The sequence below is a fragment of the Acanthopleuribacter pedis genome (genome assembly GCF_017377855.1).
Taxonomy (GTDB): Bacteria; Acidobacteriota; Holophagae; order Acanthopleuribacterales; family Acanthopleuribacteraceae; genus Acanthopleuribacter; species Acanthopleuribacter pedis.
The window spans coordinates 283,814-307,462 of the sequence record NZ_JAFREP010000013.1 but is presented as its reverse complement, the minus strand read 5'-3'; the positions used below and the strand labels follow the sequence as shown (position 1 = coordinate 307,462).

Below are 23,649 nucleotides of genomic sequence, written 5' to 3'. Positions count from 1 at the left end.
GACGATGCCTACCGAGGGGAAAGCGAGGCCGGGGCCGAAACACAAAGACCTGAACGTTTGCCTAAGATTAAGCGAATTCGTTTTTGGGAACAATGACGAATCAGGTCGGGCTAAACGTAAAAAGGAGCCGAACGAGCGGCTCCTTAACTGAATGAAACAAAGTGATGTGAATTAAGCTTCCTGACGCGCGGGCATGGGGGTCTCGTGTTTGGCGGCGCAACCATTACAGGCGTTGGCCACGGATACGATTTCCCAACCGCGACCACCGGGGTCCTCACGGTAAAGGGGTTTCTTTTTGCGCTTAATTTTCTGGGCGTTCTGACGAGCAGGGTAGTTGCGTGCGCGTGTCTCGGTGATCACCAAATTTGATTTCATTCGGGGTGGTACTTTTGTACCGCAGAGTTCACAAACAAACATGAATTGGCCGTACCTCTTCCAACATTCCTCCACGGCCGACCTACCGCGGTGGTCTTTCACGGGCAAGACGACATGACGTTACCCTGATTAACAAACGTAACAGCTAATTAACAAGCCTCGAACAAGGGCCGATGCGAAAAAACGCAACCCAATCGGCTGAAAGACAAAACGCCCGTGGAAGGGAGGTTCGAGGTGTGGACAGCCGTTCAATCATCCCCTAAAGGAAATCATTTTGAAGCGAGCCGGTCAAGATAAAATCCTGCAAAGGTTCCGTTGCCGCTATGCGAGGATTTCGGATTGGAGATCCTAAGATGCATGAAGGGCGTGATTTAGGTTTTGATTCAGCCATGCCGCGATGTGGCAATTGGTTGCATCCAAGTGATGCGAACCCTTTGGCGGAGGGCGATAGGCATCGCCCATGCATCGGCCGGCGCGGACCACGCCGGCCGATGCATGGGCTCTGACTGGAAGCATTGCCGGTCGGCGCCGAGCCGCTTTGGATGTTCCCGCTGTGCTAGAGCAAACCCTGGTGAATCAACAGCTCCGCGTTGAGGATGGCCGCGCCGGCCGCACCGCGTACGGTGTTGTGGGACAGAATCACCATTTTGGTGTCGAACAAAGGGCAGGGACGAATGCGCCCGACCACGGTGGCCATGCCTTTGCCCGCCCACAGGTCCAGCTTGGGTTGGGGACGGTCTTCCTCGTCCCGTACCTCGATGGGTGACGCCGGGGCGGTGTGGAGGCCCACTTCTTGGGGCAAACCCTTGAAGTCGCGCAGGCATTGCTTGATGTCGTCCACGGTAGGGGTTTGTTTGAAACGGATATTGAGGGCCTCGGTGTGACCGTCAAGCACATCGACGCGGTGGCATTGCGCGGAAAGGACCATGTCGTGGGGCGCAATGGTGTCGCCCGCGAGTGTGCCGAGAATTTTGTTGGGCTCGGTTTCGATTTTGTCTTCTTCGCCGCCGATATGGGGTAACACGTTGTCGCCGATCAGTTCTTCCGGAGGACCGGGATAACCCGCGCCGGATTTGGCTTGCAGGGTAACCACATTGACTTCCGTGACGCCGAAGGCGTCGTCCAAGGCTTTGAGGGGCAGGGCCAAACCAAGGGTCGAACAGTTGGGGTTGGTGACGATGAAGCCGGTCCATCCGTGGTTTTGGCGCTGTTTCTCGATCAGGCCGGTGTGGTCGGGGTTAATTTCGGGGATCAACAGGGGAATGTCGGTACCCATGCGGTGCGCGCTTGCGTTGGAGACCACGGCGTGACCCGCGGCGGCGAAAGCCGGCTCAACCTCGCGTGCATTGGCGCTGGGCAGCGCGGAAAACACGATGTCGGCTTCGAAATCGGGTTGGCAGGGGCGCAAGATCATGTGGTCGGCATAGGTGGGGCGTTCGCCGGGAACTTGCCAATTCACCGCTTCGCCGTAGGGTTTACCGGCATTGCGTTCAGAGGCACACAAAATGGAAACCTCAATTTGGGGATGGTCGGCGAGGAGTTGAATGAAGCGTTGACCGACGGCACCGGTGGCGCCGAGAATGGCCGCTTTTTTCTTCACGGTCATGTTCTGTCCTTTTTAAGTAGTTGCCCGTGTCTTTCGTGGGGAACGCGACGCGGGACCACTTGGTTTGGAATACCGAACCTGTTGGGAAAGCCCGCGGTTGGGGAGACCGCATGGCGCAGGCACCGGCTTAGCGCGCCATTATAGGGAAGTTAGTCGCCGATGCAAAAGGTTGTTTGTGGCGGAGGGGCTTGGGGTTCATCTCCAGCGCGGCCGGGCGTGCCCTCGAGAAAGGACCGGTGGTGATTATGGGGAAAGGTTGGCGTCGGCGGCGTTTACTTGGGGTTCATCCGGTTTGATCATGGAGACGAAGCGTTGCGCCATGATGCGGCTGATGTTAAACAACAGTTTTGCGGCGATTTTGGGTTCTCGATCCATCATGTCTTCGATGAATTTACGGCGCAGGACCAGCAGTTTGCCGCGGTTGAGGGCGCGAATCGAAGCCATGCGTCTTCCGTTGTCGAGGAGTAGCGCGACCTCGCCGAACACATCGCCTTTGTGGAGCATGGCCAAGCGGCGGTCCCCGCTGAACACCACAAATACGCCGTCGAGGATGACGAACATTTCCCGCTCGTGGAGATCCTCGCGGGTTACCGTTTGGTAGGGTTGAACCTGGAGGATCATGCCCTGTTCCGCCAGTTTGCGCACCTCGCGCTCAGTGAGGTTTTCCATCAGGGAAAAGGCTTGCTGGTTGCCGTTGCTGAGTTCACTTTGGATCTGTTGCCAAACCTGTTCCGGCTTTACCTTGATGTGTGTTTCCGATTCGCCCAGGACCTTGCGGTAGGCGCTTAGGTCGAGGGGGGGGATTCTGTTGCGGCCCGAGCCGAAGTAGGTCGAAACGAAGGGTGAAAGCGGCGAGTTTACCTCCTGGAAATAGGCGCGGTCGCTGGTGATCATGATAAGGGGTACGCGCAGACCGTCGGCCGTGGAAATCATGCTCGCGTTGTAGGGGCGGTAGCCGAGACGGCGGTAGGGGCGCACCAAACCGGGGGCGCAAAAAGAGAAGCCGAAATGACAGCCGTTTTCGCCGGCGACAAAGTCGTAACAGGCACGGGCCAGGGCGGGGAGCACCAATTGGCCGCGCGACTGGGCCGAGGCGACCAGGCGGCTGACCTCCGAGATGGTGTGGTTTTGGATATCGGGGAACAGGTGCAAAGAATAGGTGTTGCTCAAATCGCGCGTGATGGCTTCCGGCTGCCATAAGGTGACCCGCAGGGCGCCGGTTAGGCTGCCGTTGCTCACCGTATACAGCAAGGTGGTATTGGGGAAGGCGTCCTCGGGGTCGCGGATTTGGCGGGTTCGGTGATCGGCATTGATCACCTCTTTGTTGAGTTCATCGACAAAGACGCGATAGCGTAGCCGGTAAACCGCCTCTTTCTCTTCTTCCGTTTTTGCCTGGTAAACTTTTTCAAGGCCGGTTAACCATCGCTTGAAGAGATTTTTCATAGGGCTCCCTGGTTGTGAAAACCACGCGGGGACGGGACTTGGGGGGATCTTTGATCAACAGGCCCCGCGGCGGGCCTTGCCGTTCCGCGTGTCCGATCCACGTGCCAAATGGGCAAGAGTTTGGGACATAAGAACGTATCGATCAATGTCACACCGCACAAAGCCGATGTGTTGCTCTGTCGGATGGCGCTTCGGTGATTTTGCCGAGGTGATTCCGAAAAAGCAGTAAACCGCGGTGCGTAAAGTTTTGATGCGGATTTCACAACATTAAATCACAAACTTGGGGAGCCGAATTAAAAAAGACCGTATTTGCCGGTTCCTAGCCCGCATTTCTCACCCGAAGTTCTGTTGCGGCCCTGAAATAGCTGTGATTACTTAGGTTACTTGGTTGCGCCGTTTCAAAGCAACGGTGGGACAGCCTCGACGGAGCGCTGCACCGCCGATAGATCGGCCCCGCGATAGGTTGGTCCCGCTACCTTTGTCCTTGGTCGTAACCTGTGTACTCGTAGTGATTTCAAAGCCTTGCGACGAATTCTGGTGAGAAATGCGGGCTAGCTGCCCGCGTGCGAACCCAAGGGATTCCATAAAAAAACGCCGGTACCACCCCGGCGCTTTTCTCTCGGCTCCCGCGAGTAAAGCGCGGGAGCAAGCGTCGTCTGCGTCAGGGAGTACCGGCGTTTTTGCGTTTTGGTTGAGGTTTGGGTTAAGCCGCGGCCTCGACAACCTGTTGGTCGCTGGGCTCTTCTTGTTCCTGTTCTTTGCCCAGAATCAGGGCCGGGAGCAAGGTGGCGTCGGTCACGATGGCCGTGGTTAGTACGATGGCCGTCAAAATCCCGAAGTTGATGTTGGGCACAAATGCCGCGAAGGCGAAGGTGCCGAAGCCGGCGACCAGAATCATGGTGGTCACCATCAGGGCCGGGCCGGTGTGGGTGATGACGTGGGCCACCGCCAACTGGCGACTCGCGCCGCCGCGGCGCCATCGCAGGTAGTTGGTGAGGAAGTGAACCGTATCGTCAACCGCGATGCCGAGGCAGGTCGAGGCCACCAATACCGTGCCGATATCCAGCGGTTTGGAAAGCAGGGTCATGAACATACCGCCGAAAACCAAGGGCATCAGGTTGGGAATCATGGACATCAACCCCAACTTGACGCTGCGCAGGATCACCACCATCAAAATGGAAACCAAGAACACGGCCAGCAAAATGGATTTGATGAAGGTTTCCACCACGTAGCCGTTCATGCGGTGGTACAGCGGGTTTTTGCCCGTGATCATGGCGTCGAGCCCAAACTCTTTGGCTTTGATCTCGATCAGGTCGAACTCGGCGACGGCCTCGGCCGACTTGTGCATCGTCGTCATCGCCGACAAACGCATGCGCCGGTTGTCGAGGGTCATGCGGTTGTTGAGGTCCATGCCCTGGGGCAAACTCATGGTGTACAGGAACAGCTCCTGGGCCACCAGTTCTTGGTTGTCGGGGATGATGTAGGCCGCCGGATCCTCGTTGTTCAGCGAACGGTTGGATTGTTTGATGATGTCCGTGATCGCAATGGTTTTGGTGATGTGGTAGCGGGAATCGAGCCAATCCTCCAAACGTTCGACCTTTTTCAGGAACGCCGGGTTTTTGATGCCGTCCGGTTCGCCGCTGTCGATGGTAATCTCAATCGCCGAAATACCGCCGACCTGGTCTTCAATGTAGAAGTTGGCAATCCGCGTGTGGACGTTGGTGGAGAAGTACTTAAACACGTCCGCGTTAATCTCGTTTTGGAGCGCGACGTATACTGCAAACACCGCCAAAAAGCCGAAAGAGACAATCACCGGGATGCGCACTTTTTGCAGCCAGGCCACGTAACGGATTGCCAAAGGGTGGGCGTCTGAAATGTGGGTCGCGTTTTCTTCTTTTTTGACCTTGATCGGCAGCATCGTCAGCAGCGGGCACAACACAAAAATGGTGACGATCCAGGCGAACATGGTGCCGACCCCGGCCAACACACCCATGCCGATGATGGGCACCAACTCGGCCGTGGTGAAACTGAAGAAACCGATGGTGGTTGAGACACTGGTTAACAAGGTGGGCAGCAGGTTTTTGTCCAAGGTCTTTTTGGTGGCCTCAACCTTTTCGTAACCCATGCGGCGGAACTGGAAGAAGGTCACCAGAATGTGAACCGCGTCCGCGATGCCGATGGCGATCAGAATGTGGGGAACCGTGGAGGTTAGGTTGTTAAACTTAAACCCCGTCCAACCCGCGAAACCGAGGGCCATCATCAAACTAGGCACGATGATGACAAAAGGCAGGATCAACGCCGAAACGCGGCGGAAGGAAATCAGCAAAAAGGCCACAATCGCCAGCAACAAAATCGGGATCATGGTTTCCAGGTCGGCCTCGGTCACATCCTTAAAGGTCTGGCTCACCGCCGAACTGCCCGACATATAAAAGGTATGATCCCCCTGACCGACGTACTTGGGCAAAAAGGTATCGTCGCGCAAATTCTCGGAGAGGGGTTCGCTGCTGTACTTGCGCATCAGCATGCGCGCGCTCGACATCACCTCGTTGTAATCGGGTGTGCCGCCGATGGCCGGCTTGAGCACCCCAATCACCAGCGCCATTTTGCCGTCCGGTGACAAAAGGTAACCTGGTACCGTTTCGTGGTTGCGCGCCACCTCGTAGCGCGCCGCCAGCAACGAATCCAATTCATCCGGCTCAAGGAGCTCGAGCTCTTCCAAATCGGGAATCAGTGGTTCGACGATCATTTCGTCATCTTCCGCGTGGACCCAATTAAAGTTGGACAAGGAGTCAACCCGAATGATTTCCTTGACCTGCCACATGTCCTCGGTCAACTGGTGGATCAGCCGCACCGTGTCCATATCAAACACGCCGGATTCGGAATGAATCGCGATCACCACATTTTCGTCGTTGCCGAATTGGCGTTCGAACTCATCAAAGGCTTGCAGCAAGGGATCCGTTTCGCGGAACCACATACGATAACTGAAGTCGGAACCGAGGTAGGGCAGACCTGAGACAAATGCAGCAATAAAAAGCACGCCGAAGGCAATCGATAGAATGGGTTTTTTGACCAGAAATTCGGCGGTTCGGTAGCTTAAGGTTGTCTTTTCGTCGTTGGACATATCACATGCTCCTTAGAACGGGGTCCGAGTCGGTGTGATGGACGGGGCTAACCGAATCGGATTGAGAAGTGGTGCCCCGGCGGCGTCCGGTTGCCGTCGGCGCAGGGGGGGGACGTTAGAAGAATCGGGTAAGGGTCAGATAGACTTGGTTGGCCTCGTGTAGCAGCTCCAGACCCACCGCGTCTTCTTCCTTGGGCGGTGCTTCCACGATGCGGAAACCGCCCTGAATTTTCCAAGTGTCGGTCAGTCGTTGGGAATAACGGGCGTTGATCAGCGTTTCGTTGCTGCGCTCCACATCGTGGATGACCGTGACCAACAACTGGCGGTCCATGGTGTCGTTCCAGGCGTGGCTGTAGCCCAGCAACACGTCGCGTTGGAACGTGTTGAGCTCGGCGCGGCGTTCCTTGCCGGGACCAATCAAACCCTGGGCTTCAAAGAGCAACACCACGTCGGCGCCGCTTCCGGTGGCCCAGCCGTATTCCAAACCAAAAGCCGCTTGGCCGTGATCGGAGATTTCCGGCAGCAGTGAAAAACCGTCGGGTTTGACAAAGTTCTTGTGAGAGAACTCGACCTTTGCGATCCAGGGACCCATGATTTGCAGATAGGTACCGCCGACATCAATCACCCGCTGGTAGATGGGAATCGCCAGGGTGCCGTCGGGGTCGGGAAAATCGTCTTCGTCGAGGGGGACGACAATCGGTAGATTGCGTTCGATATGATCGATGTAATGCAGGCTGAGGTCGACGTTGTCGAGGGTTTGCGTAAACCGGCCGCCCCACTGATTCACGTTTTTGTCGCGGGTTAAATCGCCGTCGTCCTCCCAAATACGGTAGGGACCCAGGTCGAACCCGTCGGGAACCAGTGAAAGCCGTGAACTGGGTCCGGGAAATTCCGGCTCCTCGAAACGCGGCATATAATAAAAGGTTAGCGCCCCACGACCCAAACTCTTGCGTAGAGAGATCATCAATTCGCCCAACTTCTCGGCATTTTCGATGTTGCTGTCGTAGTTACGGCTGTTGATGAAGTCGGCCGGGTGGAAGGCTTCGGTGGCGGTCCAGTTCAGCATTTGGTAACCGGAGCGGAATTCCCATCCGCGGCCGCGGTAGCCAATCCAGGCCTCTTCAATCGCGTAGATCTCGCGGTTGTCGTCTTCGACGTCGTAACGGGCGATCCCGCGCACCGAGGCGCGCCAGCGGCGGCGCTTGAAGGTGGCTTCCAGCCGGGTGAACAGCGCGGCACCGGCATCGGTGGTTTCATCGTTGTCGTCGTCGGTGAATTGACGGCTCTCGAGCGCGACTTCCCCTTTAAAACGCAGGTTGGCGAAGGCGTCGACAGCACAAAGCGGAAACAGGCAAAGGGATAGGATCCAAAGACCAAGATTCGATTTGCGGGTTCGACTTGGCTGGTGCGGGTTCATGAGGGGTCCTCCAACATGGGTGAGAATCGAGGGCGAGCGGGCGCCGTGATCGTCCAAATCGCGGTACCCGCCTGGAACAGGCACGGTGTTGGGCGGAGGGTTCCGTTGCCAACACCCGTTCCAAGGAGCGGGCCCGAGACGCGCGCGAGACGGCGAAAAGTGTGTGGGCGGCGTGGAAGGTTGCTGCCACGGCCCATCACCCGTTCGTTTTTTCGCCGTAAAGAGCGCATTTCGGGTCAAAACGCATGTGATGGGGTCGATTCTACCAATTACCTGGGAAAAGCTGGGCTTGGAAAAAGGAATGAGGGATAAATCCGATGTTTTCCCAGCCCGTTACCGCGTTTGATCAACCCCTTCACGGGGCGTGACCAAGCGCCGTGTTGCTTAGTTCACCAAGCTGTCGCTTTCGAATTCGTATTCGTCGTAATCTTTGCCGACCTCGCGTTTGGACCAGGTGATAATCGACGATTTTTTGGTTTGGTGGTTGTTCATCTCAATTTCGTGAACGCGCCAGTGCTCCCCCAGCTTGCGGTAATCGCGGAAGGTCGCCGTTTTCATCAACTCGCCCTTGCGGTCGTAGTACTCCGTTTTGAGGGGGTTGTGGTATTCCTTGTCGACCCAGGTAATCTGTTTGCTGTAACCACTTTTCCGACTGACGGGAATCCGCTGCAGTTTCCACACCTCACGGCCGTCCAACCGCGTATCTTCCAACCACTTGTGTTTAAACTTCTCCACTTCCTGGCTACCCAAGTCCTCGTAAGCGAACTCGCTACCCATAAAGGCGCCGGACTTGTTGCGCGAGCTGATCCGTTTGACCCGTTTCAGCGCGGGCAGGTAAAGCCACTGATCGTCGTCTTTCTTTTTGTAGGTCCACGTCAGCATCTTGGTGCCTTTCACATCGGCCGGCCAGAGGAACAAAGACACCGATTGATCGCCCTCGCGTTTGGTCTCGCGGGTTTGGGTGGTCATCTTGCGTTCGATGCGGTCACCGTGGGCGTTGATCAGAACCATCGTCATCTCGGCGTATTCACCGACAAAACCGTCGTTCATTTTTTCGTTTTCTTTGGCGATCTCCAGACCTTTTTTCTCCGGGCTCTGGGCCGCGAGGGGCAGGGCGCCCAAGGTGAGTGCGATGCTTAAAGCCAGTACAGCCGCCTTCATAGAAAGGCCTCCTTTTGGATAAGTTCGTAAGTGCATACTTAGTTAGTGAGAGAATGTTGCATGGGGGGGCGTTTTATAGGGGGGTGCTTAAGCCGAGCCAAACAGCGTTTCGGTGAAGAACCGCAGCATGGCGGGGTTGTAATGGGCCTTGATGGCTTCGTCTTTGAGGCCGAAACCACGCAGGGAAAAGCGCGCTGCCTGGTCGAGGATTTCGGCGCGTTCGAAGCCGTAATCAACCGCGGGTTTGGGTGGTAAGTGAACCAGACGTAGAGACATGGCGAGGTGATGGGTAAACCACCAGCGCAGTACTGGATCCACGCCGGGATCGACCATATCGCCCGCCGCAACCGAGGCGTGGACGCAGGCTTCCCATTTTTCGGTCCAAAGTTCGATGTGGGTGTCCCAGAAGGTGCGGGCAAAAGTGCCGTCTTCGAGCAAGCTCTGGGTAATCAGTCGTGGGATGTAGAGGTGGGGATCGGTTTCCGCGAGTTGCGCGTCTTGTTCGCCGATGAACACCACCGACAGTAAAAAATGGACGCTGTTGACCAGGGTGGAGGTAGATGGCTCAAGGCTTTGGATGATTTCGGAGAAGCGGTGGGTCTGGTCGCAAAGTCCGCCCTGAATCTCTGAGAAAAGGTGTTCCTTGGAGGGGAAGTGGCGGTAGAGCAGGGCTTCCGAGACGCCCGCTTTCTCCGCGATTTGTTTGGTGGTGGTCCCGTTAAAGCCCTGATACGAAAACAGTGGCAAGGCGGCGGCGATGATCGAATTTCTGCGTTGTTCCGCGCTTAAGCGCGTTTGTTTGGTCATTCGAGCCTCCGACAGGAATAATAAGTAAGTGTTTACTTATAAGCAAGCCCATGATCCAAGTTTTACATTCCTGCGACGCATTCTCATGCCCCGCCCGTTGGTGGCGAGGATGGGCGGGCATCCTTCGTATTTTTGTGAAAACGATGGGCCGCATCCCTGCCGTAGGTTCGTGGACGCATGGTTTGCTACGCCTTTCACCGCATTAGCCGTTGATTCTTTTTTCGCGAGGGTCTTTTCGTGGTATGTTCCATCAACCCTTTCTTTATTATTTTTGGCCTGGAATTTTGGCGGTACCGGCCGTGAATACGTTGCCTTCGCATCGGTGTTTACGCGATGTGATCCGCCTGGATTGCCGGCTTTGTTTTTGATTCTTGTTGTTTTTCGTTTTGTTTTGGATGTTTTTTTTGTGGCTCGCTCCTATGTTGGAGGTAGTGATGCAGCGTGTTCTCCTCGTTTTTGCTTTTCTCCTTATGCCCGGCTTTAGTTTGACTCAGGATGCGGTCAACCTTGAACTGCACCCTTTTGATCGCTTCCAGACCACCGCCGGCGCCGCCCTGACCGGGGTGGTTACGCCCACCTCCGCGGGTTTGTTGCTCAACGGCAATCCAGTTTCCCTGGACGCCGCCGGCCATTTTTCGGTGCACATCCCCTTGGTTGAAGGTGTGAATACGCTCCTCTTTCGCGTTTCTCACCCCACCCTACCCGCGCAAACCTTCAAACATTCCTTGGTCTTTGACCAAACCGCGCCCAGCCTGGTGGTGGATCAACCCGCGCTGCCTTTTTACACCAACCAAACCCAGGTGACCGTTTTTGGTCGGGTGGGCGACAATGTCCCCGAGGCGCTGACCCTTACGCGGGATGGTGTTCCCGTTGCCTTAAACGGCTTCCAGTTTTTTGATCGCGATCTTCCCTTGCGTGAAGGTCGCAATGATTTTTCCTACCTGCTTTCGGATGCCGCGGGCAACCAACGCGAACGCGTCGTCTCTGTTTACCATCGCGCGGCTGAACCCGAGGTCGTCCTCAATCTGCCGCAACGGATCGCCGCTTTTGGGGCCTATTCCGTCGCCGTCACCCCGGAAAATCCCGACGCGTTGGTGCAGCAAACCCTGAGTGTGGCCGGGGTTGAGGTTTTTCGTGTTGCCGATGGAAGCGTTTTTTCCCAAACCTTTACCCACGCCGGTGATCGCGATTTTGTCCCGGTTTCTTACCGTGCCCGTGATCGGTACGGAAATGTGCTGGAACGGGATCAGTCGGTACCGGTGGATTTTCCTTTGTTTGTCTTCGGCCAAGTATTAGATGATGCGACGGGTTACCCCCTGGCGGGGGTCCCTGTTGTCCTGAGTTCCCCAACGACCTCGGTTACCGCCGTCAGCAACAGCGACGGTCGCTTTGACGGCTATCTCAATGGATCGCCGCTAACCCTGTCGATCCATCATCCCGATTACGTGCCGCTCCAGCGTCGCGCCGCCGTCACCCGCGGTGGCGGCTTGCGTTTTCACGATATACGCCTGACCGCCCGCGGCGCGGCGCAATCGCTCGCGTTACCCGTTGACCTGCCAGGTGTTGCGTTGACGCTTTCTGGTTTTAGCGGCAGCGTTCAGGCCGGGCTGTTTGGCGAACAGGCCTTGCCCCTGCTCTTACCGCTCGGCTGGTCGCCCTTGAAAGGATTCGCCCTGCTCGGTGCCGAGGGGCGTGGTCGCGTTTTGGGTTCGGTTCAGCTTGAGCGCGGCCCGCCCGCGGGAACGCCCTTGGTCCTGTTGCAGCAAGAGGGCGCGAACTGGCGGGTCGTCGCGGTTTCCTCCGCGGCGGGCACCCGTCTCGACATCGATGTACCTGATGTCGGCGCCGGTTCCTGGCTGGTTGCCGCGCCCGATGTGGGCATGGCCGTGCCCGCCGTTGGTGATCGCTTACAACGTACCGCGCTGCACCCGTCGTCTTACACCGATTTTCGTTCGATTAAAACCGACCCCGAGGTTGTTTCGCCCAGCCAAGAGGCCGCGACCAACGTCAGTCTTGTCGCTTCCGGTGATTTCCCCTCGGGTAGCCATGCCGTGATTTTTGCCGATGAAATTCGCCAAACCTATGATGGCGGTAGCGACCTTCCCGCTTATCCCCTCGACGTGCAGCTTTACCGAGTTCCCGGCGAAAACCAAGCCGTCGGCACCCTTTCCTTTAAGATGCGCACCAGCGCGGACGGTGGTCGAACTCGTTCCGCCACCACCGCTTTTCGCCCCGTGAGTGGTCAGTTACCTGCCGAGAATTTCTCCTACAACAACACCTTTGACCAAGACGGCCTGCACTTTGATTTTGGCCCCCAACCGGCCGGCGGTCTGCCGCCGCGTGCCGTCCAGTTACGTGGTAATCCCGCGCTAACCCTGTCGCTCCCCGTCGGCGCGACCCAGCTTGCGATGTTTCGGGCGGACTTTAGTCAACCTTTAACGGGTGCACCCCAACTCGCGTACGCGCGTTCGGCGGGTGGTTCCGTGCTTCTGCTGCGTCACGATACGGACCGCTGGGTCCTGGCCGCGGTTTTTGTTCACGAGGATGGATCCTGGCGCAACGAGCCCACCCAAACCGAGATGACCACCTCGGCCGCTTACGCTTTGGTTCACCTGAGCGAGGCCGTTTCCGAACTGCGTGGTACCGTTCGCACCAACGGCACGGCCCAACCCGGTACCTTCCTGTCGAGCGATTTCCATCCCTGGTTTGGTCGCGCGGGCGACGATGGGCGCTACCGCTTTTTCGTCCACCAGCGCGATTCAGCCCAAACCTTGCGCGCCTTCGATCCGGTTTCCCAACGGCTTGCCACCGTGGATTTACCCGTCACCAGTGGAAGGGATCTTCTCGCGCCCTTGGATGTGGCCTTGGCTATGCCCGAATTTTCCCTGCTCCAGGTCGAACCCGAGCAGCGCCCGCTCCTCGTGCCGCCTTGGCAAATTATCCGGTTAAACTTTAGCCGTGCCCTCGCCGCGGACCAAACTGTTTGGAGCCAGGCTGTTCGGCTCAGTGACGGCAACCAGGATATACCGCTCACGCTGCGCTACCATGCCGCCAAGTATCAACTTCAAGTGCGTTCCACCGCGTTGTTGCCCGACCGCGATTACCAACTCCACATCGCCACCAGCTTACTCAGCGCCGACGGCGCCAAGCTCGAGCAAGCGGTAACCCTGCCCTTCGCCACCCAAACCCGCGCCATGGACCAGACGTTGGACTTGGCCCGCTTCTACCTTGCGCTCGAAAACGGCAACATCACCCTGATCGCCCCGGGGGGCAGTTACCCGCACCGATCCCAACTGATCGTGCTTAACCAAAACACCGCCGACAGTTGGACCAACACCCTCCTCAGCGGCGGCTTTTCCATGGTGCTCGATGGTGAACCCGGCGACGTTTTTTCACTTGCGCTGACCACGCCCGATGGGAAACAGCACCGGCGTTTATTGGACAGCGTGCGAACCGGCCCCAACCAGGTGCGGCTCGGTTTTTCCGAAACACGCCTTGAATTGGGCGATACCGTCCTCAAGGTGCGCGCGGGCCGAGACGGTTTTGGTCGCGAGGTTCAGTTTGCCGGCTTTGCCCTCGACCAGGCCAAGGCTTTGCGTGAGCAGGTCGCCCCGCTCGCCGGTTTGGCTCACGACCCACTCGACGCCGTCACCATCAATATTGTTGACGGTGGCGGGCCTTTTACCCTGGAACTGGCCTACGAGCGGCCGATTCATCAAGAACTGCCGCCCGGTAACCTCGGGCTGTTGCAATTCACCAAGGACGTAACCGCGCCGCTTAACCCTTATCAACCCGAGGTGACCGGGTTGTTTACCACCGCTCAGGTAGTTACCGAAAGCACCGTTGCGGATCAACCCCAGGGAAAAAACAAGCTGGGCAAGGCCGGTTTTGTTACCGTTGCCGCTTATGGTTTGTTTCAACTCACCCTGCAGGCCGCATCGACGCAGCTTCTGTTGGATTACGCTTGGTCGTCCCAATACGTTCACTCTCTGCGTGAGCCCGCCGACCACTACCAAGGTAACCGCGCCGACCTGAACTACCTGATCGAGCGCGGGTTGACCCCGTTTTGGTGGGGCAACCACCGCACCCTCGGCGAAGGGCGCGCCAACGGATTTTTGCCGATTAACGGCGCCGCCGTTTACGACATCGTCCGCGCCGGCAACAGTGTTTCCTACTATTACCGCGGCACCACCGGGTTTCAGGGCCACTTGAAGGTGCCCTATTCCGGGGCGGGTTTTTACGGCGCCGGCTTGGTGGGGACCGATCCCTTTACCGGCGAGGTGCTGAACGCCGAGGGCAAGTGGATCCCCCATTACGATCTCCTGTTCCGTTGGCTTGAACCGGGTCAGACCCCCAACCAAGCTGAAATGAACATCGCCTGGTCGGTTGTGGAACGTTTGGCCGACGAGGAAGACGCCGAGGTGGTGGTGCTTGAGGACGACACCGAAATCTTGCGGCGCCACGGTTATTTTGAGCGGCCCGAGGTGCCGAGCGACCCGCGGGGCCCGCGCTTTGAGCGTGGTCTTCGTCTCGTCGTTTCCTCGGATCAAGAGATCGATCATTTCATTGTCAATGTGTCCGGTCTCCCGTCGGTGCGGGTCGATGAAAGCAACAGCACCGCCCAAAACGCTTTTAACATGGAATACGACTGGTTCGGTGTGCCGCCGACCGGCCGAATTCTAAAAATTGAGGCGCTCATTTATCCATCCGACGGCGCCACCTATCCCATGCAAACCTTCAGGCGAACCCTGCTCATCCGCGACGCTGAAATCCAAACGCTGAACGACCCCGAAAACAAACCCACCGTGTTGTCCGTGGATCCCTATCCCGATCAAGATGACGTCTTTCCCACCGATCCCATCGTGGTTCAGTTCACCGAATCGGTGCGTAATGTGGCGACGACCCATGTGGTTTTGACCGATGAAGCGGCGCACGAGATCGACCTGTTGTTGCTGGATGCCGACTTGCTTCCTATTGATGCGGCAGACTGGGTCTCCACCTTGTACATCTTGCCCACCGAGGCCTTGCGCTTTGATGCAGGCTACAAGCTGGAACTCAAAAACCTCCGCGACCAAAATGGCGACGGGCTCATTCATTTTGACGCGGAAAACCGGGAACAGCCAGGATTTACCAGTGAATTCAAGACCCGCAAAACCGATCCCATCCCGCTCAATGCGGGGGGCACCCTGCGACGCGCATCAGCCGGCCTGCAAAACTTAACCTTCCACCTTGGTCCCGTTGCCCAGGGTGATGAAGGCAGCATGAAGCTTTACGTTGAAGACACCACCCGTGAGCCGAAAGCGCGCCTGGCCACGGTTAACCTGACCGCTGCCGGGGTCCATTTTCCCGATATGGAAGTGTTTGCCCCGGTTGCGCTCGGTACGCCGCCGGGTTCCGAGTTGCAGGGATTGGGTCATCAGCCGGGCGCGCGCCGCTACCAGGTCGTCCCGCAAGGTACCGTCGTGGTGATCACCTATTGGTCCTCCTTCACAAAAAACCATCAAATGGTGCTGCTGCGTTACAACGACGGCGCTTTTCAAACCCTTTACCGCATGGGGGTTCCGGGGGCGGGCGCCCTTGGCGGTATCAGTCAGATCGGTCCCTACCTGTTGATGGGTTTTTATGACTTGAGCCCGGTCGGCCCGGTTGGTTATACCGAGGTGATTGACATGCGCGATTTTGTCAATCGCCTGCAGGTATTGGCCGACGGTGTGAACGGTGGCAGGGGCGTCCTGCCCTTGTACCGCTATCGCGAGGAATGGAACAAAACCGAAAAATCCCGTTACAACCATCCCCGTGGCGCCGTGGATGTATGCGGTTTTCTGCGAACCGACCGCACCGGCCGCGATCTCTCGTTTAGCGTGTCGGGTCTGGCTTATCCCGGTGTGAACAAAATCGTACCGCGCGGCAACATTCCCATTGCACCGGTTCAGGGTTATTACGATCCCGAGGCCGTTTTGGCCGCCGCCTACCCCGTGGTTTCGGGGGCCGGGGAGCCCGCGCCCAATGCACCCGGCCGCTACGGTGGCGGCCATCTCCTAACCGGGGCGGTGCAAGGGTTGCGTTACCGGCGTGGCACCGATCTGGTGACCCGCGATTTGGCCCTGTTCCATGAACGGCCGCCCATCGCCGACGGTGGCAGCCTGGTTCACGTTTACGAATTACCCGATGAAATTAGGTTGGATCAGCGGGCTAAACCGACCTTGCACCTCAAAACCCTGGACGCCGTGGATATGGCCGTCGACCGTCATTTCGGCTTGATCGCGCTTTCATTTAACGAACGGGGCCGCGCCGTCACCAAGGTGTGGGCCTTGCAGACCCTGTTCGATCACGTCTCCGAGCAACTCAGTGAAGAAGATGTTGAACTGCCGTTGGAAATCGATTTGGCCGACCCAGAAAACGCGGGCTTGGTTTTTTGGGAAGTCGACAACGAAGTTTTGAACGATTTGGATCCCTTCGGTGAGCATTTGGCGTTTTACCATGGGCGCCTCAGCTTCAGCAGCCGCGACGAAGCGGAACAGGTGCTCCATGAGGTGACCCTCGTTCCCGTTAACTACCGTAGCCAGGGTTGGCTTACGTACGACCTCGCCTCGTGGCAGGCGAGCGAAAAAGACAACGCCGACCGCGACGCCGACGACCCTTTGCGTTACATGCCGCAAGGCGTGCTGTATGCCACCGATCTCCCGGACCTCGGCCGCGAGGGTTTTACCGGTTTCCATATGGAGACCGGGAGCTGGGGCATTGAGCTGGAGCAGGGCGAGTCACTCCAGTTAAAGATGGTCGGACCCGGCATCGACTTCGAATACCAAAGTGGGATCCGCCACACGGCGGGCATGGTTGCTTTCAACACCACCGAATTGACCGAGCACCTATCCGAGGGAAATAACGCGGTCGACCTCCGCCGCGGGGGTTACCTGCACCTCAAGTGGGAATACGAAATTTATAAAAATCTCAGCGTGCAAAAGAAAGACACCGTCGATTTCCTGGTGGTTTACCGTCAGCCCGCGACCCGGTATTTGGACGGCCACCGCTTCGCGGGACCCATCGATCTGCTGAGCCGCACCCCGGAGCTCCATGACACCGACGTCCCGGTGCCGGGGATCGACCCGCGCCTCGATCTTTCGCCGTCGCGGGCGTACGCTTGGGAATACGCGTTGGGGACCGGGTTGTACGGCGTGGGCATGCTGGACCCGCAAAAGTTGTACGCCTCGGTGCCGATCTGGTGGCGTGCCGGCTTGTTGCCGAACCAACCCAGCGACATTGGTGACGATACCAAGCCCATGATTCAGTTGCAGTTAGAGCAGCCGGGCGTGTTCTTGCTTCAGGGCGAGTTAAACGACGACTTGGATCAGGTCGGTTTTTACAGCGATCCCTTTTCGAGTTTTAACCACGACCCCGAAAACAATGAATGGCGCTTTAACCATCTTGGCAACGCGCTGTACCGCGTGGTGGGTGCGCGTACCTTCCCTGATCTTTACGGTACTTTCAAAAAATTGAACGAGGGACTGAGCTTGGGCGCGGAGCAAGAGATCAAGGGTAGTTCGGAAATCGTGCGCCGCATGTTTTATCCGGTCGTACGTGAGGCCGGCGACAGCGACACGCCCGGATCTTTCTACACCGCGTTAAAAGAGCAGGTGCGCAAAGACAAGCCGTGGGAAAACGAATTTTGGGCGAGTGGGGAGCGGGCTGAACGTCACCCGCGTTTGATTGTCGACAAGCCCAACGACGGCGGCGGCAAGCGGCAACTCGAGCGCAAGTACAAGCAGCTACCACAGGGCATGGTCATCGAAACCCAACAGGAAAATGGGTTGGAAATTGAATACACCTACGATGACGAGGGTTACCTTACCGAGGCCGCGGTAAAGGCACCGGGCGACACACGCACCATGGTGTACGGATGGGAAGCGCTAGAAAACGAGGACGGCGACCCCATCGAACTGGGCGATTTCACCCTCAAACGCCTCACCAAGGTAGAGAAAATACGGAACCAGGATGAGCGTGAACTACTGATGCAATTGTCCTATCTGGGCAAACGTAATCTGTATGTGGATCGCATTAATTACGGCTTGTGTGACAAATTAATCACGCCGGCCACCGATGACTCGACTGGTCGCCCAACAAAGATATCCGTTTCGGGTTGTGATACCTTCACGTCTTCAGTTTCGTTTGCGGAGGTGAACGGATTATTGCTGAGTTCGGGCTGGTCTCCAGGCGGGGATTTCGACTTTACTACGACCTGGGAACAAAAAGACCTTCAGGCGGTACAACATCCAGACGAAGCTGTGCGAAATGTAAACTTTTCGCTTCTAGGATGGTTTATTACCGCGGATAGTTATTTAGACCGCCGTATTGAGACGAATGAGCACGGGTTGGTTAGCTCGATATCCAGCCATAATCGCACGAAAACATTGACTTACATGTCTTTGCCGGAACGCTGGATGGAGCCGTCGTCGCTGGTGGACGGGGACGTTACTTGGACCTTTAGTTATCCTGATAAAACGACCTACGTTGGCAGTGACAGTATTTCGGGTGATTCGCTAACTACTTATTTCAGCGATAGTGGAGTTCCGGTTCGGACAGAAGGCCCTACTGGCTTAATCCAGGGAAGCGAAACAACCCAAAAATATTTACCTATTGGTGGGCAGAGAGACAGCAAGCGAGAGAAGACAGTTCTTTCCTTCGATGGCACCAGCAAACACACTAAATGGACATTCAACCGGTTTGCCGAGGTAGTCGGCGGAGACCGATTGGGGACACTTAGCCTGATTGATCGAGATCCTATGGGGCGCGTAACCCGGGCTGAAACCGGAAAAAAGATCCTCACCTTCGCATATGAAAGCGTGGAAAACCGGCGTCAGGTCACCAACGAACGATTGGCAACTGCCGAGAGATGGGTGGAGCGGTTTGACGAAAGAGGGTTGCTCCGTGAAATGAATGGGGTAAGCCCTGTTTCGAATACGATTTCAATGACTTACGATCCCCTTGGACGAATGGTTACCGCTGTTTCTTCAGATGGTCCGACTTCTGGAACGATTTCGTTCGCCTATTTTGAGGATACCGATATTGTCATTGGAGTAACGGGACCAGGGGGGGTTAGCAAAAGCCTCACCGTGGTTAAAGGTCCAGAGGGTATTTTGGTCACCGAAGGCGGCGTTTCCATTTCCGGGCAGACTGACCGCGAGCCGTCAACCATCAGGACAGGTCTGATGGAACAACAACGCGAGTTGCCGGGAATTGGGTTGGCTACCACCATGTTTGACGGTTTTGGGCGAGCATTTGAAACCAGCGGTGGTGGAGGGAGGCAAACGACTCACTATCAGGAACGACAAATTGATTCACAGAATGAATTTTCGAAAAGTAACTCAAGCCTGCGGTTTATGGATTCGTACGGTAACCAGCAACTGCTGACCCGTGAGGATGAGAAAAGCGGAAACAGCTTCACCATCCAATCCACGTTAAGCGCTGTTGAGAATAGTTTCTTGTACGCTACTGACCAAGGTGGTCAATTAAGCAATCTAAAGCTTAACGGCGAGGGCGAGATTGAGGAAATTCGACTGGGAGAGCGTTTGGTGACGTTTCGTGAATACCATGCGAGTGGTTCTCCTGGACGGATCGAATTCGGTCGTGAAGGTACCACCAGCGTCGCCTCCTTAACGACAATCTTCGATGATCATGGTCGCCCTGTTGCTGGAACCGACCCCAACGGCCAAAGTTGGTCACTCACCTATAACAACTCGGGTCAAGTCGATACCTTTACCAACCCGCGCGGTGTCTTGTATCACTATGAGTATCATCCTGAGCTGGGGATTTTGAACCGTGTCAGCACCAATGAACCGAACAGGAGCGGTCTTGAATTGGAACTGTTTGTCCGTGGCGCGGATGGCGCGGGTTTACTTAGCGGCCGGTTTGGCAATTGGTTAGGGCGACAACAGACAATAAAGCTGAATATCGCTGAGGGCCAAAAGGGTATCACGCTTACCGATTCCGCGAACTCTGGCCGTGACCCCGAGCGTGAGCGTACATGGTCTCTTCGGTTTTTGGAGGGAAGTGGGTTGTTGACTCAATCACTCGGGCCAGATGGTATTGCTTCTTATAACCACCAAGATTTTGGCAACCAAACCGAGGTCAGCCGGCCGAGTGGAGAAACGATGATGCGTGAAATCAATGGTTTCGGTTCGTTGTTGCGCCAAGGCCAAAACGGCTTAATCCAACTGGAAATTCGGCGGGATAACCGCGAACGGATCACGGGGATGCGTACCCCTGAACGAGATATTCGAGTGACCTATAATGACGCTGCAGACACTTTGTCACGTGTAGACGGTTTGGAAGAACCCATTGTTTTTTCTGGTTTCAATCATCTCGGTCAACCGGAAAGCGTAAATATTGGAAATGGGCGTTTGGTTATGAATCTTGAATATCATCAGGGCGGACGGCTAAGTTGCCTAACCCAAAAAACAATTGGTGGCCAAACCATGCGGGGTACATACAGTACCTTGGGTGATCTCACCAGTATCAAAGTGGGCAACCAGGAACCTATTGAATACAGCTACAACCGCTGGGGAGGCGTTGCTTCCTTGACCTATAAGGATCAAGAATATTCCGTTTTTGGATCCGGCTATCCTCAGAAACTAAGTTTCCCGGGTGATATTTCCGCGGATGTGGATTCTCGCGGTCGTCTAATTGAAATCAAGCGTCCAGGTTTAGCGCTCAAAGAGATAACTTATTCCGATGATGGTCAGCAAGACAAAATTCTTTTTGGTGGTAGTTTGGTGCGTGATTACGATTATGTTGGCGGTTACCTTCGTGAAATTCGCCTTCTTAATCCATCTGGCACTGAGGACTTATACCAATACCAATACGATGACCACGGTCGTCGCACCAGTATCCTCGAGAATGGAACCATTTTGGCCGGCTGGACTTATCCCGACCTTAGCAGCATCATGGCTCAAAGTTCATCGAATCGGCTGGGAGAAGGAAAACGCCCTTTGGCTTACACCGACGGCAACGGCATCAATTACGACTATCATTACGATGCATATGGTTATTTAAACCGTGTCGCGTTATCGGGTGGACCTACTTTTCACTATCGCTACGACCAAAGTGGTAGATTGTTGGAACTCCAATCGAGTGGAATGGCCGTGTCTTATTCCGGTTGGTCCGAGGGGTTGCCCGCCACAATGCGCTGGGGAGACGGAACTACCTTTAGGATTGATCGTGAAAGTGAAAATACGCTTCAGAGAATCGCTGAGACCTCCGATGTTTTCGTGCTTGATCTAACTTGGCGCCAATCGGACGATGGGGACGACTTATGTGAGGTTGTTGGCAACCGAGATAGACGCATCACGCGCATCGAACGCAAAGCGGGGACTTTCACCGAGATCATCGAACCAGGGTACAGTGCGGAGGAAATCCTCACCGACGTAACGATTTATCGCAATAGTCAGGGTGTCACCGACGTTATTCAGGAAAACTATGGGTCTGTTCACAATCAGTTGTTGGGCGGTATTACTCGGGCGCTAAATAACCAGGTTTTGTTGAACGAACTCCTTGCCACCGAGGCCGGCGCCGACAATCGCCGTGTCTACCAAAGTATTGGTAGTCCGGGAACCGGGGCGGGGACGGGAACGGACCACTATTCCTACGACCCTGTTTTCGGCAATTTGAGCCAAATTGACCGGCGCGACGGAAGCGTACGCACCTTTATTTGGGATGGTTTTCGTCGCCTACGTCAAATTCACGATGACGGCAATCTTACGGCAAGTTACAGCTATGACCACCAGTTCCGTCGAATCCGAGCCGCTACCAGACACAACCCTCTTCCCTTAGCATTTGCCTATGAGGGCAGTAAAGTCATCGCAATTGGACTTTACGAGGGGATTGGCCGGGTTCAATGGACGCACGCGGTAGGCCAAGGACCAATGGGTCCGGCTTTTATAAAAGACTTAACGGGTGGAGGGATGGACTACTACATTTTCTCCGACCACCTGGGTACACCGTTAGCTTACAAAAATACTCACACCGGTACGGTTTACCTCAGCCCCCTGTCACCGTGGGGCAACTCCTTGGCCAACGCTCCAACCCGTGGATCCCCATTCACTAATCAAAATTTCACGCTACCACCCGACTCCATTTTCCCAACCGTTCCGCTTGGCATTAGTGGCCACCTGTTTGACATTGACACCGGATTGACCTACATGCACAACCGGTACTACAGTTCGGACCTAGGCCATTTTCTCAATCCCGACTTCCGCGCACCGAACCTCTACGACCCGCGTACCTTTACTGAACCATACGCCTATGCCTCTGGAAATCCAGTCCTTTTCTTTGATCCCAACGGCCTAATCTCGACAGGTCAGGCAATTGATCAAGAGCTGGACCTTCTGGTGAAGGAGTTTGTAGAAGCTGAAACAACCGCGATGAAACTCGCGTCAGGATCTTTGGTCATGGCACAAGGGACCCTGAAGGCAGCTTATAAACTTTTAGATATTGCGACCTGGGGAGGGACCGAACGGCTCAGTAAATCAACGGACGATTACTTGATTGGGCGTACCGATGGATCAACCTTTGCCAATCAAGCAGCCGGCCATACCGCGACCATCATCGCTGGATCGGCGAGTACCGTTTTTACCGGAGGGTTAGCGAGTGGTGTGGTTGCGAAATTAGGCGTTACGGGTATTCGTGGTAATGCTTTTGCCGCGGGCGCCGTAACGGCGACAGTAGATACATTTGGAATGGATGTGACCGGCATACTGGGTGGTAGTAAGGATGATTTTTTAGGATGGGAGCATTACGCCCTCAATGCTTCTTTTGGCGGTGGCGGCGGCTTTCTTGTCGGCAGTATTCTTAAAAAGTACCATGAAGTCCGAAAAGCGTTTCAGCCCCCCCCGCCACCTCCTCCGGTAGTAGAGCCGCCTGGTTCCTTTTCTTTTGACAGTGATGATCTCGTCTATGGTCTGTCAAGTTCATATCGGATCATTCGGCATCCGCGGACCGGAGAAGAACTTAATTTTTTGATTTATGATCCGATAAGAGATTACTCTAAAAGATACGGGGGAAGTGCGCTGATGGATACACCTGGCGGACAAGCCGTTGAAAGAGTAGGTAAATTACTGAATACTTCTACGAATGACTTGGCATGGACTCTTTCTAAGTTAGAGATGGAGAGAGTATTACATCATCCTCGGACGCTTCGTTTTGTTTTGGATGGGATTGAGGAAATAGATAAAATACTGCTGGGTAAAGGAAGTTATAGTCATAGTGTAACATCTAAGGAGTTGAGATACATTCATTCAAATTGGAGTCGTTTTAAAAATAAGGTCAAGTTTTATGAAAACGGTCTGGAGGTGAAACCGCCATGGATCAAATGAAAATTTCGTTAACAGATGAATATGTTCTCGTTTTCAATTGCGTATTCAAATCGTTAATACCTGTTAGTGTGGAGACAGAGCGTGAATTGTATTTTCTTGGGCGAACCGTTGATAAAGCGATTGAGGTTTTTTGCAAGAGATTTTTTGTCGGTTCTACTTTTCCCGTTCTGTCGATTCCTCATTCGGGTAATCTACTGTTTTCAACAGAGTGCGAAGAGGATGTCGTCTTGTTTCGTGGTATTGGAGAGCAAGAATTTATTCGTATTAAAGTTGAAAACAAGCATTTTAGAAATGACCTTCTTCAGCTTCCTCAGCGGGTAAAATCTATATCATGGATCGTGGGGTGAAAGAG

General features: G+C 55.4%; 10 protein-coding genes. 3 read left to right on the top strand and 7 right to left on the bottom strand.

What is annotated here, in order from left to right; genetic code table 11:
• Positions 1-171 precede the first annotated feature (171 nt).
• From J3U88_RS14625 to J3U88_RS14595, 7 genes are all read right to left on the bottom strand, one after another.
• Positions 172-375, bottom strand: a complete 204-nt coding sequence (locus tag J3U88_RS14625) for a hypothetical protein (RefSeq protein WP_207859608.1) — start codon at positions 373-375, stop codon at positions 172-174.
• A 556-nt stretch (positions 376-931) separates the two neighbouring features.
• Positions 932-1,981: an aspartate-semialdehyde dehydrogenase gene (asd, locus tag J3U88_RS14620; RefSeq protein ID WP_207859607.1), complete on the bottom strand. Its 1,050-nt coding sequence runs from the start codon at positions 1,979-1,981 to the stop codon at positions 932-934.
• A 243-nt stretch (positions 1,982-2,224) separates the two neighbouring features.
• Positions 2,225-3,424, bottom strand: coding sequence for a cyclic nucleotide-binding domain-containing protein (locus tag J3U88_RS14615; protein WP_207859606.1), 1,200 nt, complete (start codon positions 3,422-3,424; stop codon positions 2,225-2,227).
• Between the two features lie 703 nt (positions 3,425-4,127).
• The gene (locus J3U88_RS14610; RefSeq protein ID WP_207859605.1) at positions 4,128-6,545 is read right to left on the bottom strand and encodes an efflux RND transporter permease subunit; all 2,418 of its coding nucleotides are present in this window, start codon (positions 6,543-6,545) and stop codon (positions 4,128-4,130) included.
• 115 nt (positions 6,546-6,660) lie between these two features.
• Complete coding sequence (locus J3U88_RS14605) at positions 6,661-7,962, bottom strand: hypothetical protein (RefSeq protein ID WP_207859604.1); 1,302 nt, start codon at positions 7,960-7,962, stop codon at positions 6,661-6,663.
• A gap of 384 nt (positions 7,963-8,346) precedes the next feature.
• Complete coding sequence (locus J3U88_RS14600) at positions 8,347-9,123, bottom strand: outer membrane lipoprotein-sorting protein (RefSeq protein ID WP_207859603.1); 777 nt, start codon at positions 9,121-9,123, stop codon at positions 8,347-8,349.
• A gap of 87 nt (positions 9,124-9,210) precedes the next feature.
• Positions 9,211-9,930, bottom strand: coding sequence for a helix-turn-helix domain-containing protein (locus J3U88_RS14595; protein ID WP_207859602.1), 720 nt, complete (start codon positions 9,928-9,930; stop codon positions 9,211-9,213).
• Between the two features lie 28 nt (positions 9,931-9,958).
• On the opposite strand from J3U88_RS14595, the gene J3U88_RS14590 reads away from it, so the two are divergent.
• Genes J3U88_RS14590 through J3U88_RS14580 form a run of 3 tightly spaced genes read left to right on the top strand, consistent with a single transcriptional unit; the run spans position 9,959 to position 23,644 of the window.
• Entirely contained in the window at positions 9,959-10,414 is a 456-nt protein-coding gene (locus J3U88_RS14590) for a hypothetical protein (RefSeq protein ID WP_207859601.1), read from the top strand.
• Positions 10,365-23,297 (top strand): RHS repeat-associated core domain-containing protein, encoded by a 12,933-nt coding sequence (locus J3U88_RS14585; protein ID WP_207859600.1) that lies wholly within the window; start codon positions 10,365-10,367, stop codon positions 23,295-23,297. The genes J3U88_RS14590 and J3U88_RS14585 overlap by 50 nt, the downstream gene beginning before the upstream one ends.
• The gene (locus J3U88_RS14580; protein WP_207859599.1) at positions 23,285-23,644 is read left to right on the top strand and encodes a hypothetical protein; all 360 of its coding nucleotides are present in this window, start codon (positions 23,285-23,287) and stop codon (positions 23,642-23,644) included. Before J3U88_RS14585 ends, J3U88_RS14580 begins: the two co-directional genes overlap by 13 nt.
• The last annotated feature ends 5 nt before the right edge of the window (positions 23,645-23,649 follow it).

Excerpts from the sequence above, each read along its gene's own strand:
- J3U88_RS14585 (WP_207859600.1), top strand. The coding sequence starts at position 10,365 with ATGCAGCGTGTTCTCCTCGTTTTTGCTTTTCTCCTTATGCCCGGCTTT.
- J3U88_RS14600 (WP_207859603.1), bottom strand. The coding sequence starts at position 9,123 with ATGAAGGCGGCTGTACTGGCTTTAAGCATCGCACTCACCTTGGGCGCC.
- J3U88_RS14595 (WP_207859602.1), bottom strand. The coding sequence starts at position 9,930 with ATGACCAAACAAACGCGCTTAAGCGCGGAACAACGCAGAAATTCGATC.
- J3U88_RS14605 (WP_207859604.1), bottom strand. The coding sequence starts at position 7,962 with ATGAACCCGCACCAGCCAAGTCGAACCCGCAAATCGAATCTTGGTCTT.
- J3U88_RS14610 (WP_207859605.1), bottom strand. The coding sequence starts at position 6,545 with ATGTCCAACGACGAAAAGACAACCTTAAGCTACCGAACCGCCGAATTT.
- J3U88_RS14625 (WP_207859608.1), bottom strand. The coding sequence starts at position 375 with ATGAAATCAAATTTGGTGATCACCGAGACACGCGCACGCAACTACCCT.
- asd (WP_207859607.1), bottom strand. The coding sequence starts at position 1,981 with ATGACCGTGAAGAAAAAAGCGGCCATTCTCGGCGCCACCGGTGCCGTC.
- J3U88_RS14615 (WP_207859606.1), bottom strand. The coding sequence starts at position 3,424 with ATGAAAAATCTCTTCAAGCGATGGTTAACCGGCCTTGAAAAAGTTTAC.
- J3U88_RS14580 (WP_207859599.1), top strand. The coding sequence starts at position 23,285 with ATGGATCAAATGAAAATTTCGTTAACAGATGAATATGTTCTCGTTTTC.